The 18316-nt window shown below is 39.2% G+C and carries 14 protein-coding genes and 3 pseudogenes; 16 read left to right on the forward strand and 1 reads right to left on the reverse strand.

The features are described 5' to 3' along the window. Positions 1-4: 4 nt before the first annotated feature. From groL to fusA, 4 genes are all read left to right on the forward strand, one after another. Complete coding sequence (gene groL / locus SST111_RS11005) at positions 5-1627, forward strand: chaperonin GroEL (protein WP_099811375.1); 1623 nt, start codon at positions 5-7, stop codon at positions 1625-1627. 230 nt (positions 1628-1857) lie between these two features. Beyond that, on the forward strand, positions 1858-2271 hold the full coding sequence (gene rpsL, locus SST111_RS11010) for a 30S ribosomal protein S12 (RefSeq protein ID WP_002940030.1): 414 nt from the start codon (positions 1858-1860) through the stop codon (positions 2269-2271). A 16-nt stretch (positions 2272-2287) separates the two neighbouring features. Beyond that, complete coding sequence (gene rpsG / locus SST111_RS11015) at positions 2288-2758, forward strand: 30S ribosomal protein S7 (protein ID WP_002940031.1); 471 nt, start codon at positions 2288-2290, stop codon at positions 2756-2758. Between the two features lie 365 nt (positions 2759-3123). Further along, positions 3124-5205, forward strand: a complete 2082-nt coding sequence (gene fusA, locus SST111_RS11020) for an elongation factor G (RefSeq protein WP_099811378.1) — start codon at positions 3124-3126, stop codon at positions 5203-5205. 48 nt (positions 5206-5253) lie between these two features. Here the strand turns inward: fusA and SST111_RS11025 are convergent. Next, positions 5254-5397 (reverse strand): annotated as a pseudogene (locus SST111_RS11025) (transposase); the annotation flags it as partial. A gap of 39 nt (positions 5398-5436) precedes the next feature. Between SST111_RS11025 and SST111_RS12500 the strand changes: the two are divergent. The 12 genes and pseudogenes from SST111_RS12500 to SST111_RS11105 all read left to right on the forward strand — a co-directional run bounded on the left by SST111_RS12500 (position 5437) and on the right by SST111_RS11105 (position 18315). Next, positions 5437-6590 (forward strand): annotated as a pseudogene (locus SST111_RS12500) (IS630 family transposase). A 387-nt stretch (positions 6591-6977) separates the two neighbouring features. Next, positions 6978-8005 (forward strand): annotated as a pseudogene (gene galE / locus SST111_RS11045) (UDP-glucose 4-epimerase GalE). Between the two features lie 26 nt (positions 8006-8031). Next, a complete protein-coding gene (locus SST111_RS11050; protein WP_099811382.1) occupies positions 8032-8769 on the forward strand; it encodes a YveK family protein in 738 nt (245 codons plus the stop codon). Between the two features lie 24 nt (positions 8770-8793). Continuing rightward, positions 8794-9516, forward strand: coding sequence for a CpsD/CapB family tyrosine-protein kinase (locus SST111_RS11055; protein ID WP_099811384.1), 723 nt, complete (start codon positions 8794-8796; stop codon positions 9514-9516). A gap of 17 nt (positions 9517-9533) precedes the next feature. Further along, positions 9534-11330: a nucleoside-diphosphate sugar epimerase/dehydratase gene (locus tag SST111_RS11060; RefSeq protein WP_099811386.1), complete on the forward strand. Its 1797-nt coding sequence runs from the start codon at positions 9534-9536 to the stop codon at positions 11328-11330. 549 nt (positions 11331-11879) lie between these two features. Beyond that, positions 11880-13130, forward strand: coding sequence for a DegT/DnrJ/EryC1/StrS family aminotransferase (locus SST111_RS11075; RefSeq protein ID WP_099811393.1), 1251 nt, complete (start codon positions 11880-11882; stop codon positions 13128-13130). Positions 13131-13143: 13 nt separating this feature from the next. Continuing rightward, complete coding sequence (locus SST111_RS11080; RefSeq protein WP_099811395.1) at positions 13144-13773, forward strand: sugar transferase; 630 nt, start codon at positions 13144-13146, stop codon at positions 13771-13773. Then, the gene (locus tag SST111_RS11085) at positions 13770-14255 is read left to right on the forward strand and encodes a GNAT family N-acetyltransferase (RefSeq protein WP_099811397.1); all 486 of its coding nucleotides are present in this window, start codon (positions 13770-13772) and stop codon (positions 14253-14255) included. The genes SST111_RS11080 and SST111_RS11085 overlap by 4 nt, the downstream gene beginning before the upstream one ends. Continuing rightward, the gene (locus SST111_RS11090) at positions 14230-15285 is read left to right on the forward strand and encodes a GNAT family N-acetyltransferase (RefSeq protein ID WP_029187897.1); all 1056 of its coding nucleotides are present in this window, start codon (positions 14230-14232) and stop codon (positions 15283-15285) included. Before SST111_RS11085 ends, SST111_RS11090 begins: the two co-directional genes overlap by 26 nt. 22 nt (positions 15286-15307) lie before the next feature. Next, entirely contained in the window at positions 15308-16417 is a 1110-nt protein-coding gene (locus tag SST111_RS11095; RefSeq protein ID WP_099811399.1) for a glycosyltransferase family 4 protein, read from the forward strand. A 19-nt stretch (positions 16418-16436) separates the two neighbouring features. Continuing rightward, positions 16437-17243, forward strand: coding sequence for a glycosyltransferase family 2 protein (locus tag SST111_RS11100; RefSeq protein ID WP_099811401.1), 807 nt, complete (start codon positions 16437-16439; stop codon positions 17241-17243). Between the two features lies 1 nt (position 17244). Beyond that, positions 17245-18315 (forward strand): EpsG family protein, encoded by a 1071-nt coding sequence (locus SST111_RS11105; RefSeq protein WP_099811403.1) that lies wholly within the window; start codon positions 17245-17247, stop codon positions 18313-18315. Position 18316 lies beyond the last annotated feature (1 nt).

An 18316-nucleotide genomic window follows, 5' to 3' on the forward strand; every position in this document is an offset into this window, starting at 1 on the left:
GAAAATGGCAAAAGAAATTAAATTTGCAGCAGATGCGCGTGAAAGCATGGTTCGTGGTGTAGATATTTTGGCGGATACTGTCAAAGTAACCTTGGGACCAAAAGGTCGCAATGTTGTTTTGGAAAAAGCTTATGGTTCACCACTCATTACAAACGACGGTGTGACTATTGCTAAAGAAATTGAATTGGAAGACCATTTTGAAAATATGGGTGCTAAGTTGGTATCCGAAGTGGCGTCAAAAACCAATGACATCGCTGGTGACGGTACAACAACTGCAACTGTATTGACTCAGGCTATTGTTCGTGAAGGCTTGAAAAACGTAACTGCAGGTGCCAATCCAATCGGTATCCGTCGTGGGATTGAAGCAGCAGTTGCAACAGCGGTTGAGGCCTTGAAAGCACAAGCAAGTCCTGTATCCAATAAAGCTGAAATTGCTCAGGTAGCAGCCGTGTCTTCACGTTCTGAAAAAGTTGGTGAGTACATTTCAGAAGCAATGGAGCGCGTGGGTACAGATGGCGTTATTACCATTGAAGAATCTCGCGGTATGGAAACTGAGCTGGATGTGGTAGAAGGTATGCAATTCGACCGTGGTTATCTCTCACAATACATGGTAACAGATAACGAGAAAATGGTGGCAGAACTTGAAAATCCATTTATCTTGATTACAGATAAGAAAATTTCTCATATCCAGGATATTTTGCCGCTCTTGGAAAGTATTCTCCAGACTAGTCGTCCGCTCTTGATAATTGCTGATGATGTGGATGGTGAAGCACTTCCTACCCTTGTTCTCAACAAGATTCGTGGTACATTCAACGTTGTTGCTGTTAAAGCTCCAGGCTTTGGGGACCGTCGTAAAGCTATGTTGGAAGACATTGCTATCTTGACAGGCGGTACAGTGATTACAGAAGACCTTGGTTTGGACTTGAAAGATGCAACCATTGAAGCACTTGGTCAGGCTGCAAAAGTTGTGGTCGACAAAGATGGCACAACCATTGTTGAAGGTGCTGGAAATCCAGAAGCTATTGCCAACCGTGTTGCTGTTATCAAGTCACAAATTGAGGGAACAACTTCAGAATTTGACCGTGAAAAATTGCAAGAGCGTTTGGCTAAATTGTCAGGCGGTGTTGCAGTCATCAAAGTTGGTGCCGCTACTGAGACTGAGTTGAAAGAAATGAAACTCCGTATCGAAGATGCCCTCAACGCAACACGTGCCGCAGTTGAAGAAGGAATCGTTGCTGGTGGTGGTACAGCCCTTGTAAATGTTATCGATAGCGTAGCGAAATTGGAGTTGAAAGGCGACGATGAAACAGGACGCAATATTGTCCTTCGTGCCTTGGAAGAACCAGTTCGTCAGATTGCCTATAACGCAGGTTATGAAGGTTCAGTTATCATTGATAAATTGAAGAATTCGGAACTTGGGATTGGTTTTAATGCTGCGACAGGTGAATGGGTGAATATGATGGATGCAGGTATTATTGACCCTGTTAAGGTGACTCGTTCGGCCCTTCAAAACGCAGCTTCTGTAGCCAGCTTGATTTTGACGACAGAAGCAGTTGTTGCCAACAAGCCAGAACCAGCTGCTCCAGCTATGCCACAAGGTATGGACGGAATGGGTATGGGCTACTAAGAAATAGCAAAATGACACAGCTACTTGGCTGTGTTTTTTCTTGAAAATTTCAAACATATCTATTTGACAATGGTTTTGGGATGTGGTACTATATTAGACGGTACTTTTTACTTTTGGTCTCTCAAGAGTGTACAGGGACGTGCTGACAAATGTTGCAAAAGTACACACAGATAGGGGTTGTCACCAATGCCTTATCACCAAAAATAAAAAATATATACAGGAGAATGTAGATGCCTACAATTAACCAGTTGGTACGTAAACCACGTAAGTCTAAAGTAGAAAAATCTAAATCACCAGCTTTGAACGTTGGTTACAACAGCCGTAAAAAAGTTCAAACAAACGTTTCATCACCACAAAAACGCGGTGTTGCAACTCGTGTCGGAACAATGACACCTAAAAAACCTAACTCAGCCCTTCGTAAATTTGCTCGTGTACGTTTGAGCAACCTTATCGAAGTTACTGCTTACATCCCAGGTATCGGTCACAACTTGCAAGAGCACAGCGTTGTTCTTCTTCGTGGTGGACGTGTAAAGGACCTTCCAGGGGTACGTTACCATATCGTTCGTGGTGCACTTGATACAGCAGGTGTTAATGATCGTAAGCAAGGCCGTTCTAAATACGGTACTAAACGTCCAAAAGGGTAAGAAGGGAGAAATATAAATGAGTCGTAAGAATCAAGCGCCTAAGCGCGAAGTATTGCCAGATCCATTGTATAACTCAAAATTGGTAACTCGTTTGATCAACCGTGTTATGTTGGACGGTAAACGTGGTACTGCTGCATCAATCGTTTACGGTGCCTTTGATCAAATCAAAGAAGCAACTGGTAACGATGCACTTGAAGTATTTGAAACAGCAATGGAAAACATCATGCCTGTACTTGAAGTACGTGCACGTCGTGTCGGTGGTTCTAACTACCAAGTCCCAGTTGAAGTTCGTCCAGAGCGTCGTACAACACTTGGTCTTCGTTGGTTAGTAACAATCGCTCGTAACCGTGGTGAGCACACTATGATCGATCGCCTTGCGAAAGAAATCATGGATGCAGCAAACAACACAGGTGCAGCTGTTAAGAAACGTGAAGATACTCACAAAATGGCAGAAGCAAACCGCGCATTCGCACACTTCCGCTGGTAAGATTAAGATACAGAGAACGTGCCTGCCGACGAAAAATAGGAAATCGAAGCAGAATGCTTTTGCATTCAATGAGATTTATACCTAAAGGTAGCCACACTTGTAATTGGCAAAAGCCAAAACAATTGCGTCTCTTTTTTCGTTGACAGCAGGCCGTTCGAGTTCAGTTTCTACATTGGATATATGGAAGTTAACTGAACTTAATTAAGATGAAGGAACTTCGTTCAACCATCACAAACCGGATTGAGGATGACCTCATCCATTTCACACCATTAGTAAGAAATCAAGCGGGTGGGATTTGCCCACTCGCTTTTCTTAAAATATGGTATAATAAAGTATAAAACTAAAAAAATAGGAGAACAAACCTCATGGCACGCGAATTTTCATTAGAAAAAACTCGTAATATCGGTATCATGGCGCACGTTGACGCGGGTAAAACAACGACAACTGAGCGTATTCTTTACTACACTGGTAAAATCCACAAAATCGGTGAAACTCACGAAGGTGCATCACAAATGGACTGGATGGAGCAAGAGCAAGAGCGTGGTATCACTATCACATCTGCTGCGACAACAGCTCAATGGAACAATCACCGTGTAAACATCATCGACACACCAGGACACGTGGACTTCACAATCGAAGTACAACGTTCACTTCGCGTTCTTGATGGTGCGGTAACCGTTCTTGATTCACAATCAGGTGTTGAGCCACAAACTGAAACAGTATGGCGTCAAGCAACTGAATACGGTGTTCCACGTATCGTATTTGCTAACAAAATGGATAAAATCGGTGCTGACTTCCTTTACTCAGTAAGCACACTTCATGAGCGTCTTCAAGCAAATGCTCACCCAATCCAATTGCCAATCGGTTCTGAAGATGAGTTCCGTGGTATCATCGACTTGATCAAGATGAAAGCTGAAATCTATACTAACGACCTTGGTACAGATATTCTTGAAGAAGATATTCCAGCTGAATACCTTGACCAAGCTCAAGAATACCGTGAAAAATTGGTTGAAGCAGTTGCTGAAACTGATGAAGAATTGATGATGAAATACCTTGAAGGTGAAGAAATCACAAACGAAGAATTGAAAGCTGCTATCCGTAAAGCAACTATCAACGTTGAATTCTTCCCAGTATTATGTGGTTCTGCTTTCAAGAACAAAGGTGTTCAATTGATGCTTGATGCGGTTATCGACTACCTTCCAAGTCCAGTTGATATCCCTGCTATCAAAGGTATCAACCCAGATACAGATGCTGAAGAAGAGCGTCATGCTTCTGATGAAGAGCCATTTGCAGCTCTTGCCTTCAAGATCATGACTGACCCATTCGTAGGTCGTTTGACATTCTTCCGTGTTTACTCAGGTGTTCTTAACAGCGGTTCATACGTAATGAACACTTCTAAAGGTAAACGTGAGCGTATCGGACGTATCCTTCAAATGCACGCAAACAGCCGTCAAGAAATTGAAACTGTTTACGCAGGTGACATCGCCGCTGCGGTTGGTTTGAAAGATACTACAACTGGTGACTCATTGACAGATGAAAAAGCAAAAGTAATCCTTGAGTCAATCCACGTTCCAGAACCAGTTATCCAATTGATGGTTGAGCCTAAGTCTAAAGCTGACCAAGACAAGATGGGTATTGCCCTTTCTAAATTGGCTGAAGAAGATCCAACATTCCGCGTTGAAACAAACGTTGAAACTGGTGAAACAGTTATCTCTGGTATGGGTGAGTTGCACTTGGATGTCCTTGTTGACCGTATGCGTCGTGAATTCAAGGTTGAAGCAAACGTAGGTGCTCCTCAAGTATCATACCGTGAAACATTCCGTGCTTCTACACAAGCTCGTGGTTTCTTCAAACGCCAGTCTGGTGGTAAAGGTCAATTCGGTGACGTTTGGATCGAATTCACACCAAACGAAGAAGGTAAAGGATTCGAGTTCGAGAACGCTATCGTCGGTGGTGTGGTTCCACGTGAATTCATCCCAGCGGTTGAAAAAGGTCTTGTAGAATCTATGGCTAACGGTGTTCTTGCTGGTTACCCAATCGTCGACGTTAAAGCTAAGCTTTACGATGGTTCATACCACGATGTCGACTCATCTGAAACAGCCTTCAAAGTGGCAGCATCTCTTGCCCTTAAAGAAGCAGCTAAATCAGCTCAACCAACTATCCTTGAGCCAATGATGCTTGTAACAATTACTGCACCAGAAGATAACCTTGGTGACGTTATGGGTCACGTTACTGCACGTCGTGGTCGCGTTGATGGTATGGAAGCTCGTGGTAACACACAAATCGTTCGTGCTTATGTGCCTCTTGCTGAAATGTTCGGTTACGCAACTGTTCTTCGTTCAGCAACACAAGGTCGCGGTACCTTCATGATGGTATTTGACCACTACGAGGATGTACCAAAATCTGTACAAGATGAAATCATTAAGAAAAATGGTGGCAATGCTTAATTAATTGCCAAAGCGGCTCTTTGTCAACTGTAGTGGGTAGACGAAAAGCTAACACCTAGAGAGGACGAACTTCGTTCTCTCTTTTTCAATATTCAAAGCGATGTAAATCTTTGTTTTAAAGTTCTTACAGTTCCTAAAGCCGAAAGCCTGTCTCTTGATGTCCTTGATGAGTTTATTGGTCGCTTCCAGTTTATACTTAACTAAAAACAAAATCTGAAGTATAATAGAAACATGGAATTTACTAACGAAATGATTAAAGAGCTCAAAACAGCTCTAAAAGATAAAAACTTAGCACCTTATCACAAACGTATTCAGGCAGTATATCTCAGGGCTATCCATACTCCCTACAAAGCGATTATGGACATGCTGGATGTCTCACACGATACAATTTGGAGACTGACTAAGAAATATCAAGAACATGGTTTAACAGGTCTTACTTCAGATGCTAGAGGAGGTCGTCGCCACTCTTATATGACAGTTGAAGAAGAACAAGCTTTCTTGAGTGAGCAGTTAACTTCTGCTGTAAATGGAGAATTTGTAACTGTTGAATCCCTCTATAGAGCTTATCAAGATAAAATTGGTCGCACGACAACTAAAGATGGCTTCTACCAACTATTGAAACGTCATGGATGGGTCAAAGAATCAAAAGATTCTTTGAGACGGGAAATAAAGCTTACGCAGTAAGCAACAAAAGTTAGCCACCGTCCAGAACATCCAAAGAAAGCAGACGCCGAAACAATTCTAGCGTCTAAAAATAAAATCTTTGTACAAGGAAAAGTCAGGCGAGCGGTTTCTTGAACAAAATTCCTATAAGCAAACCTGTCTTCGCTTTCCAATTTCCGAGCTCAGGAAAAAGTCTGCTCCCAGCAGACTTTTTGTATCAAGATGAGGCAGGGTTTGGTCGGATTAGTAAACTAGGGGCATGTTGGAGCCCTAAAAACCACCGTCCGAATATCTCAAGTCATCACATCCGCGAATTTCGTTACTGCTATGGTGCGGTAGATGCCCATACAGGTGAATCATTCTTCATCATAGCTGGTAGTTGTAATACCGCTTGGATGAATGAATTTTTACGACAATTCTCAGAAGCTTATCCCAATGACTACATCATTTTAGTCATGAACAATGCAAATTGGCATAAATCTCAGACACTTGAAATTCCTGATAATATTGAATTTACATTCATACCACCATATACCCCAGAGATGAATCCCATTGAACAAGTTTGGGCAGAAATCCGGAAACGTGGCTTTAAGAACAGAGCCTTTCAAACATTGGAATCAGTCATTGATAAGCTCCAAGAAATCATTTGAGGGTTAAATAGTGAGAATCTAAAAAGTATTGTCCATAGAAAATGGGTTTGTTCAGATTTTGAAATTGAATGAGTATAAACCTAAGACTTCACCAAAGCGTAGACCTGTTTTTAATTGAAGATAGAGCAAGTAGTCAAGAATATTGTATTCCTTGTTTATGCTATATTTTCAAGTTGATAGAAGCTTATAGTAATCAACAGTACTTGTGATAGCTTTTTCAGTTTTGACTTTCCGACTAGCTTGTCCTGCGAGGATAACTCCGTCAGTAAAATCGGTAATGGAAAGTTTGTCTCGTTTAGCGAATTTTAATACTTTTCGTATTTCTGAATTTAGTCTTCTAACAGTATGGTTACATGCATTTTCTTCATGCGTTTGTCCTGCGGCGTGGGTTGAAAATTTGACAAAATGACGGGGGGGGGGTACAATAGAAGTATTAGTGTCTGAAAATAGAAGGAAAAAATGAAGAAAATATTAATTACAGGTGGTTGTGGTTATATTGGTTCTCATACTTGCATAGTGTTACTTGAAGCAGGCTATAAGCAGGCTATGATGTTGTTGTGATTGACAACTTGATTAACTCTAGCAAGAAAAGTTTAGAGGCTATCGAAACAGTTACAGGAAAATCTTTAACATTTTACCAAGGTGATATTCGTGATAAGGAATTGTTGGAGAATATTTTCAAACAGGAACAGATAGAAGCTGTTATACATTTTGCAGGGCTAAAAGCTGTTGGGGAATCAGTTGAAATACCTTTGGAATATTATCACAATAATGTGGCAGGAACATTGACATTACTCGAGGTGATGCGACAGTACAATTGTAAAAAGATAATATTTAGTTCTTCAGCCACAGTGTATGGAGATCCCGAGATAAATCCAATTCCAGAAGATGCAAAACTTTCTGTAACCAATCCATACGGTAGAACAAAATTGATGCTTGAGAATATTTTGCGTGATTTATACCACTCAGATCAGACTTGGAAGATAACCCTATTAAGGTATTTTAATCCTATAGGTGCTCATCAGTCGGGATTACTGGGAGAAAGTCCACAAGACATCCCTAATAACTTGCTTCCCTATATCACACAGGTCGCTATTGGTCAGCTTCCCTATATTCGGGTTTTTGGTCAAGACTATCCGACCAAGGATGGTACGGGAGTGAGGGACTATATTCATGTGATGGACTTGGCTACAGGGCATTTAGCGGCTTTAGAACATTTAGAAAATCAACAAAGTTTAGAAGTTTATAATTTGGGAACAGGTCAGGGTTACTCTGTTTTAGAACTAATCCAGATGACGTCTGAAGTTGTTGGTCAGTCGCTCCCTTATAAAATCATGGACAGGCGTCCTGGTGATATTGCAACATGTTTTGCGGATGCAAGTAAAGCTGAACAAGAATTGGGATGGAAAGCTCAGTTTGATATTAAAGACATGTGTCGAGATTCTTGGAGATGGCAACAAAAGTATCCTCAAGGATTTAAAGATTAAGTAGAAAAAGGAATGATATTCTCGTTATGGAAGAAATTAAAAATGAGCAAATAGATTTGATGAATGTTGTTCGATTTTTGCGGACAAATCTTTTTAAAATAATTATTCTAGGACTAATTGGTGCTATTATCATGTTTGGATATGCTATGTTTATGGTTGCTCCAAAATATAGTTCTACAACTCAGTTATTGGTCACGCGTAATGAGACCATTGAGCAACAAAGTTACCAAAATGAAACAAGAACCAACCTAGAGATGATACCGACTTACAAAGAAATTTTGATGAGTGAACCGGTGTTAGATGAAGTGGTCAAGGAAGTTGGAGGACAGGTTACAGTAGGTCGTTTGAAAAGCAATTTAACATTCAACCATTCTGATGAGAAATCTCAAACCTTTACGCTATCATTAAAATGGGATAGCCCTGATGAGGCACAACGAATACTAACGATTATAACAGAGAAGTTTACACAGGTCTTACAGACGATTTATGGGGACAATGTATCTAAGGTGGTTGTTCTATCAAAAGCGTCTTATAGTGCGGGGAAAACGGAACCAAATTTAAAAAAATACGCCTTAATTGGTGCTGTGATTGGCGGAGTTTCAGCCATTGTACAAGCACTTTATATGATGTTGGCAGATAATACAGTAACTAATGCAGAATTTTTAGAAAGTATGAACCTAGTTGTTTTGGGGGAACTGTATACCATGTCCCCAAAAGAACAGCAAAATAGTCGCTTAGAAGAACAGAGTTCAAGACGTAGATAGATAAGTTGGAAAGGAGGCAATCTAATGTTGTTTAAAAAGAAACGTAGAAATAGACAGAGTTTGGCTGTTGAACAAAAAAAAGGAGCACCACTTTATACATATGTAGAACCAGAAGCACTAAATTCTGAACGAATTCGAATGTTGCGCACTAATTTAGAGTTCATACAAGTTAATGATTCATTGAAGTCGATTGCGGTGACATCGTCTATTCCTGGAGAGGGAAAGTCAACAGTAGCGGCAAATTTGGCGGTAAGTTTAACGGCGACAGGAAAGAATGTTTTGCTTGTTGACACTGATTTAAGAAGACCAACTGTTCATAAGACACTTAGGGTGTCAAGATTTCCTGGGATATCAGATTTAATCTTAAACCCCAATCTTCCAGCCAAAGATGTTATTTATTTCAAGGAAGATATCTCGCTCTTTGTTATGCCAGCGGGCGAGTTGCCACCAAATCCATCAGAGTTGCTCGCCTCTCAGAATATGAAGAAAATTATGGGGGAACTGGAAAAGCATTTTGATTATATCATTTATGATGTTCCGCCGATTAATAGCGTTACAGACCCTCAAATTATAGCGAGCCGTGTTGATGGAGTTATCCTTGTCGTACGCTCTGGCTATGTGCAAAAAGATGAGGTGAGAAGGAGTAGGACAGCTTTGGAAAATGTCGAGGCGCGGATTTTAGGTTGTGTGTTAAACGATGTGCCAATGGACCAGGATGATAAATACTATTATTACAAAAAAGAGTGAAGATTTAGGAGAGAAGAATGTCTAGAAGTTTAAAAATCCTTATATTGATTGCCGTGGATTTGATAATGCTGGCTGTATCGATGTATGCAAGTATGCAATTCCTAGACATTCTTTTTTCAATGACTTGGTCCACTTTTGGGCTTACCTACGTCCTTGTTGGTGCGGTCTATGTGTTTTTTTCTAGAAAACAGAGGCTTTTTTCAAGAGTAACACGCTTTACTGATCAAGATACATTGTTGAGACTGACTTTTAGTTTAGTACTTGCTTATGTCGTCGGATTTCTGTTTTCTGCGCTTGTCTTACATTTTGTAAGTTTTCGTTTTTCTCTTATCTCCCTCGTTTTTTCAATCGTATTATTAACTTTTCCACGTTTGACTTGGAGAAGCTATTATCAGATCTATAATCGAAAAGTAGGGGCATCAAATCAGTCTCTCTCTACATTAGTAGTTGGTGCAGGTGAAGGGGCACATTTGTTTATAAAAATAATCGGCGAAGAAAAACTTCCTTATCGTATTGTCGGTATTGTTGATGATGATGTAAAGAAGAGGGGAACTCATATTGGCGGTGTGGGTGTTTTGGGAACGATCCGAGATATTCCAGATATTATCCTTCAACAAGATGTAAAACAAGTTGTCATTGCGATTCCCTCGTTATCAGGTAAAGAACGTGAGCGCATTGTTGAGATTTGTCAGCAAGCACATGTTCCAGTATTCAATATGCCGAATATTGAGGATGTTCTATCTGGGAAGTTATCTGTCAGTGCACTGAGGGAAATTGATATTGCTGATTTGCTAGGAAGACCTGAGGTAGTCTTGCAACAAGAACGTTTGAGTGAGTATTTTGCACAAAAAACAGTTCTGGTTACTGGTGCCGGTGGATCAATCGGTTCGGAGATTTGTCGGCAGGTTGCGCGTTTTTCACCCAAGCGATTACTGTTGTTGGGGCATGGTGAAAATTCTATTTACCTCATTCATAGAGAATTGCAGGCTAGCTATAAGGGTGTGATTGATATTGTTCCAATCATTGCCGACATCCAAGACAGAGAGCGCTTATTTCAGATTCTTGCAGACTATCGTCCCAATATCGTTTATCATGCAGCAGCACATAAACATGTTCCCTTGATGGAATACAATCCACATGAAGCAGTAAAAAATAATATTTTCGGTACAAAAAATATCGCCGAAGCCGCAAAGGCGAATCAGGTTGAGAAGTTTGTCATGGTTTCGACAGATAAAGCTGTCAATCCACCAAACGTCATGGGAGCAACAAAACGTGTTGCAGAAATGATTGTCACAAACTTAAATGAAAAAGATAGTACGCAATTTGTTGCTGTACGCTTTGGTAATGTACTAGGCAGTCGAGGAAGTGTTGTTCCACTCTTTAAAGAACAGATAAAGAATGGAGGTCCTGTTACAGTGACCGACTTCCGTATGACTCGTTACTTCATGACGATTCCTGAAGCTAGTCGATTAGTGATACAGTCGGGTTATCTAGCGAAGGGTGGAGAGGTATTTGTTTTGGATATGGGAGAGCCCGTTAAGATTTTGGACTTGGCACGTAAAGTCATCAAACTCAGTGGACATACTGAGGAAGAAATTGGTATTGTCGAATCGGGTATTAGACCAGGTGAAAAATTGTACGAAGAATTGCTCTCTACGGATGAACGAGTCAGCGAACAAATCTATGACAAAATTTTTGTTGGTCGAGTGCAAAATTATGACAAGGAAACGGTCGAACAATTCATCCAAAGTTTAGCCGCAAAATCTACTGAAACCTTGAAAAAAGCTTTAATTGACTTTGCAAAACAGGAATAGAGGGAGCGGGAAAGAACTCGACTGGTCAAAAAAAGAGTTCCCCTCACTTCCAAACAGTAGGTTCGGGCTAAAATAGTCCACTGGACTATTTTACTCCCACCCCCACACAGCTCAAACTGTCTGGGAGACAGTTTGAGGTTGGAAATAAGGCGAACTCTGTTCGCAACAGTAGTTAAGGTCAGATTTGGAGTGTGAAACACGAATTGCTGAGATTTGCTTTGCAAATCTTATCTCCAACCTTTAACAGTCCACTGGACTGTTAAAGCCAATCAACCACTGCGCTGAGATGTTGACACGAACTCTGAGTAGTGGAGCTGGGCTTTTTGCCCAGCCTCCTAGAGTGTAAAAAATATCTTTATACTCAATGAAAATCAAAATCCGACTAGGCGACGCAGATGCAGATAGAACTGAAGTTCATCAAATCAAGTCAACAACGTCTGATTTTGATTTTCGAAGAGTATTACATTCTAGGAAGACTAGAAAAAGTAATGGTACAGGATGTATCAGTGTATTCTCCCTGTCTTAGAATGAAATAGTTAGGAGTAAGATATGGCGTTTGAACGTTCAAGGAGCTTTTTCCCTTTTGAAAATAAAGTTTGGCTCTCATCTCCCACAATGCATGGAGATGAAATGACCTATATGCAAGAAGCATATGATAGCAATTGGATGACAACAGCAGGTTCTAATATCAATGCTCTAGAAGAATTGATCCAAGATTATACAAAGAGCGAACATGCGGTGGCCTTATCATCTGGTACAGCTGCTTTGCATCTGGCTATCAAATTGGCAGGAGTGAAGACAGGTGATTATGTTTTTTGTTCCGACATGACTTTTTCAGCGACAGTCAATCCTGTGACATATGAGGGTGGGATTCCAATCTTTATTGACTCAGAAGCAGATACTTGGAACATGGATCCTAAAGCATTGGAAAAAGCTTTTGAGTTGTATCCAGATGTGAAGGTAGTGGTACTGGTTCATCTGTATGGCGTTCCAGCAAAACTTGACGAAATCCAAGAAATCTGTGAAAAGCATGGTGCGGTTTTGATCGAAGATGCAGCAGAGTCATTAGGGGCAACCTATAAAGAAAAACAGACTGGGACATTTGGTCGCTATTCCATCATCTCCTTTAATGGAAATAAGATTATTACCGGTTCAAGTGGCGGTGCATTACTAACTTCTGACTTACATGCAGCCAATAAGACGAGGAAATGGTCAACACAGGCACGTGAGCAAGCTGCTTGGTATCAACATGAGGAAATCGGCTATAACTATCGTATGAGTAATGTGATAGCTGGAGTGGTGCGTGGACAGATGCCTTATCTTGAGCAGCACATTGCACAGAAAAAAGCTATCTATGAACGCTATCAGGAAGGTCTGAAAGATTTGCCTATTCAGATGAATCCTTTTGATGAGGAAAATAGTTCACCAAACTACTGGTTGTCCTGTCTGACTATCAATCCAGAAGCAATGACCAAGCAAGTTCGTTCGGATAATGATGTGCTTTATACGAAGGAAAAAGGAAAGACTTGCCCGTCAGAAATTTTAGATGCCCTGAACTCAATCAATGCTGAAGGTCGTCCTATCTGGAAGCCCATGCATTTGCAGCCCATTTTTAGGTTAAATCCTTTTATTACTGCAAGGGGAGATGGTCGTGCACAAACAAATGCCTACATTGTAGAAGAAACCGCTGAAGTAGGGACAGATATCTTTGAAAGAGGGTTGTGCCTACCGAGTGATAATAAAATGACAGTGGAAGAGCAAAATCGCATTATCGAAGTAATTAGAGCATGTTTTGAGTAGGAAAGAAGGAGTAATGACAAGAAAACAAGGGATTTATGAAAGATATTTAAAACGTACACTTGATGTTGTGCTATCATTCTTAGCGCTAATCGTATTATCACCAGTTATCTTAATAGTAGCTATTCTAGTGCGTTTGAAACTTGGAACACCGATCTTTTTCACGCAAGAACGACCAGGAAAAGACGAGAAGATTTTTAAAATGTACAAGTTTAGAACGATGACGGATGAACAAGATGCAAATGGTCAGTTACTGCCAGATAGTGTACGTCTAACCCCCTTTGGAAAGTTTTTACGTTCTACCAGCTTGGATGAATTGCCAGAATTATGGAATATTTTAAAAGGGGATATGAGTATTGTTGGACCACGGCCACTTCTAATCAAATACTTACCGTACTATTCTGAACGTGAGAAATTTCGTCATTCAGTTAGACCAGGTCTAACTGGGTTGTCTCAAATAAATGGTAGAAATTGCTTGGATTGGGATACAAGGTTAGAATTAGATGTCCGATACTCCCTAAACATTACGATGTGGACTGATATTCAAATTGTATTAAAAACAGTTCTTAAAGTTGTAAAACGTGAAGATGTAGTGGTAGTGGATACTGGTACAATAAAAGATTTAGATATTGAAAGAAAAAAATGATTACAGAAATAACGTATAATAATCTTCCTCAATATAAGGATGATATATTGGAATTATTGAGAGAGGTATACAGTAGTAGCTTTGTCATTGATGATTCGTATTTGTGCACAGTTGTAAATGAAAAATATGCAGATATGTCAAGGATATTGGCGAATAATTCAGGTTTTGTACTCTCCTATATTGAGAAGAGTGAAGTTTTAGGTTTTTTATGGTATTATCATAAAAATGATTTTGGGGTTGATAAAATTTTCATAAATTTTATTGCAACAAAACATTCTGTACGTGGTCGGGGTATTGCAAGTCAATTGTTGTTTCGCCTAAAGGAAGTTGCAAAGGCGAGAGGTATTTCGAATATTGAACTTATAGTAACCACTAGTAATGAAACAGCTGTTCAATTTTATGAGCATCATGATTTTACAGAATACAGAAAAGTCATGGTGTTGGAGATGGAGAACGATGATAAAAAAAATAACCTTAGCTGAGAGTGAATTATGGAATCAAATTATTTCTACATTTGATGATGTAGATATTTACTACACTGCTGAGCATGCTCAATTATATAAAATTCACGGGGATGGTGAACCCATTCTTATTTATTATTATGATGATTTTATTCGTGCAATAAATGTTGTCATGCTTCGTGATATTGCCCACTCGGGCCTTTTTAATGGCTTACCTGAAAATACATATTTTGATATTGCAACTCCGTATGGTTATGGTGGAATGCTGATACAAGGAAACAATAGTGAGCATAGCATGTTTAAATTGAAGCAAGAATATTTGGAGTTCTGTAGGAATAACAGTATCATCTCAGAATTTGTTCGATTCCATCCAATACTAGAAAACTATAAAAAAAGTGCGACACTATATAATATAACTGAAATTGGTCCCAATATTACTATAAAACTAGAATCTAAAGAAGCAATTCAAGTCTCTTACGAAAATTCCAATCGAAGAAATATCAATAAGGCGAAGAAAAACAAACTAGATGTTTATTTAAGTAATGACCCAGCTTTAGTAAATACATTTATGGGTATTTATAAGGAAACAATGGATAGAGATGATGCAACGGAGTATTACTATTTCGAAAAGGAATATTATGACTATCTATTTGACGCTTTAAAACAAAATGTCCTTTTTGCCTATGTAAAGAAAGATGATTCAATCATTGCTATGTCAATATTTTATTTATACAACAGCAAAATCCATTATCATCTTTCTGCTTCAAAAACAGACTATGCTTCGCTATATCCAACAAATCTACTAATTGATTTTATGGCACATTGGGGTAGTGAGCATGGTTTTACTGAAATGATGTTGGGAGGCGGTCTGGGAGGACGAGAGGATAACCTTTTCCGCTTTAAGCGAAAATTTAATAAGAACTTTGATAGAAAGTTCTATATTGGTCAACGTATCTTTGATAAGGAAATGTACGAGAAACTTGTCAAACTTCGCGGAGAAGAATTGAAAGATTTAGAAACAAATTATTTTCCAAAGTATCGGAAACCTTAAAGAATATCATCGAGACAAAATAATGAAAATTTTATACGTAACAACCATTTCAAATACACTGAATGCTTTTTTGATACCTCATATTGAACAATTGGTTGAAGATGGGCACACGGTTGATGTGGCTTGTAAACTAGAAAGACCTTTTGAGGACAACTTATTGAACTTGGTAGGGACAACCTATGAGTTACCATTTAGCCGTAGCCCCCTACGCAATCCATATAAACAGCTTATAGGTCAGTTAAGAGATATCGTTAAAAATGGGGGATATGATATTATTCATACCCATACCCCGATTGCATCTGCTATTGTACGTTTGGCTTGTCGTAATCTTACAAACGTTAGAGTATTTTATACTGCTCATGGTTTTCACTTTTTAAAAGGTGGTCCATTATTTAATTGGTTAACCTATTATCCTGTTGAAAAAATCCTCTCTCGCTATACAGATACCTTGATAACGATTAATCACGAAGATTATGCGATTGCAAACAAGAATTTTCAGATGAAGCACCTTTACTTGGTCAATGGGGTAGGGATTGATACAGAAAAGTTCCAACCTGTGAACGAGGAAGAAAAGAGTGAACTCAAAAAAAGACTAGGATTTGATGTCGATAAAAAATACTTGATTTTTGTTGGAGAACTCAATGCTAATAAGAATCAAACCGTCTTAATAGAGATGATGGAGCAACTCTCTAAAAAGCGACAAGACCTAGTACTCTTGTTGGTTGGTCATGGTGTCCTTGCAGATACTTACCAACAGCAAGTTGATGAAAAACAGTTGGGAGACTTTGTTCACCTATTAGGTTACAGAAGTGATGTTCCTGATTTAATGAAAATTTCAGAGCTTGCTTTATCTAGTTCCAAGCGTGAGGGTCTACCTGTCAATTTAATCGAAGCAATGGCGACGGGTCTCCCCTTGGTTGTTTCAAATTGTCGGGGCAATCGTGATTTGGTTGAAACCGGGCAAAATGGCATTGTTTTGAAAGAAGCAACAGCAGAAGCATTTGCGGATGCGGTGGAACAAATGATAGATGATGAGGAATGGTATCAGTCCTATTCTGCTGATTCTTATCGGAAAAGTCAGAACTATGCTGTAGCTAACATAAAGAAAGATATAGCAGCTACATACAATTAATGTTACTGGGAGGAAGAGTGTGGAAGATAGTTTAGTCAGTATTATCATGGGTGTTTATAATGTTCAGGAGACGATTTCAACGTGCATTGATTCTATCATAAATCAAGATTATCACAACTGGGAATTTATCATTTGTGATGACTGTTCTACGGATAAAACACTTTCTATTGTTAAAAAATATGCTCAGAAAGATTCTCGTATTAAAGTCATTCAAAACACCAAAAACGAGAAGTTGGCTTATTCTTTAAATCACTGTTTAAAATATAGTAGTGGAGAATACATAGCTCGGATGGATGGTGATGATATTGCTTTACCTCACCGCTTGCGTACTCAGGTAGAGTTTTTGAAGCACCATCCGGAGTACCAGCTAGTTGGCAGTTGTTCATATGTTGATGATGGATCTGGCGAGCAGTCTATCAAAACAGTCAAGGAAATCCCAGAGTCTACAGATCTTTTATATGGTGCGCCATTTATGCACCCTACAATAATGATGCGAAAAAGTGCCTATGATGCCTTGAAAGGTTATACAGTTTCTTGGCGAACTCAAAGAGGACAAGACTTGGATTTATGGTTTCGTTTTTATGCGAAAGGGTATAAAGGTTATAACTTACAGCTTCCTTTGTTGGTGTATCATCAAAGTTTAGATGATTTTAAAAAGATTTCATGGCGAAATGCATGGATGTATTTTTTTACCACGCTCAATGGTTACCGCTTGATTGCTATTCCATTTTATAAGTATCCTATAGCTTTCAAACCTCTATTGAGTGCAGCTATACCAAACCGTATCAGAATGTTCTACCATCAAACACGAAGAGATAGGAAATAAGATGCTAGAGTTACTTCCCTACTTTATCACGTATGGTATTGTTACAATTTTATTAGCCGTACCTACTAGAGACAAACTACTTAGAGTCATTTGTACTGTTTCTGCCTTTGTCATTATTTTTATTTTTTCAGGTGGACGCTACATGGTGGGAACTGACTCTGTTACCTATCAACAAATCTTTGAGAGCTATGCTGAAATGCCATGGTCAGAAATTTTTTCACCTGAGCGTAAGGAAATATTGTTTGCTATATTATCTAAAGTAACATATAGCTATGGTGGTATGTTCTTAACCCAAGGAATCTTTGGTGTGCTAACTCTTCTTCCTGTATATGCTACGCTGAAAAAAGATTATAAACAGATTCCAATGCACTATGCAATGACAATCTTTTTGCTACTCTTTTTTACAACGTCATTTAATATTTTAAGACAAATGCTAGCAGTATCCATTGTCTTTTGGGGATTCAAGTTTATCGAGCGAGGACACTTGCTACGTTATATTTTGACGGTATTAATTGCAATGGGCTTTCATAGTACAGCACTCATCGCCCTAGCTATCCTCCCCTTGTGGAATTTTCGAGAAAGAAAAGTTTTGTCTAATATTCCACTTGTCATCTTTTGGGCGACAGCTTTCTCTGTTATGGTATTTTTTAGAGGACAGGTCATATCATTCATTGAAGCGTCAGATGATTATGGAAATTACGCTTCTCCAGAAACGAGTGGAGGGAATAGAGACTTTATTTTATACGTTATTGAATTAGCTTATGTATCTGCTGTCTTGTATAAACGTCGTAAAAGTGAGCATGTTCTTTTACTCTATCAAACGATGCTGATGGTTGTACTAATTGGTTTGACAGGTTTCTTCAGCCCCTATATTAAACGTTTGGCCTTTTTCTTTTCACTTCCTAGCAGGGTATTGCTGTTTCCAGAAATAGAGCAATACTTTGTACCGACTAGTAAAAAAGTTGTTCATTTTTTAGGATATGCTTGGTTCATTCTTATTTTTATTGTGACAGTATATATTTTAAAACAAGGTAATTTACTTCCCTATCAGTTTAAATTTGTATGGGAATGAG

The sequence above is a fragment of the Streptococcus suis YS161 genome (genome assembly GCF_002760245.1).
GTDB lineage: Bacteria > Bacillota > Bacilli > Lactobacillales > Streptococcaceae > Streptococcus > Streptococcus suis_I.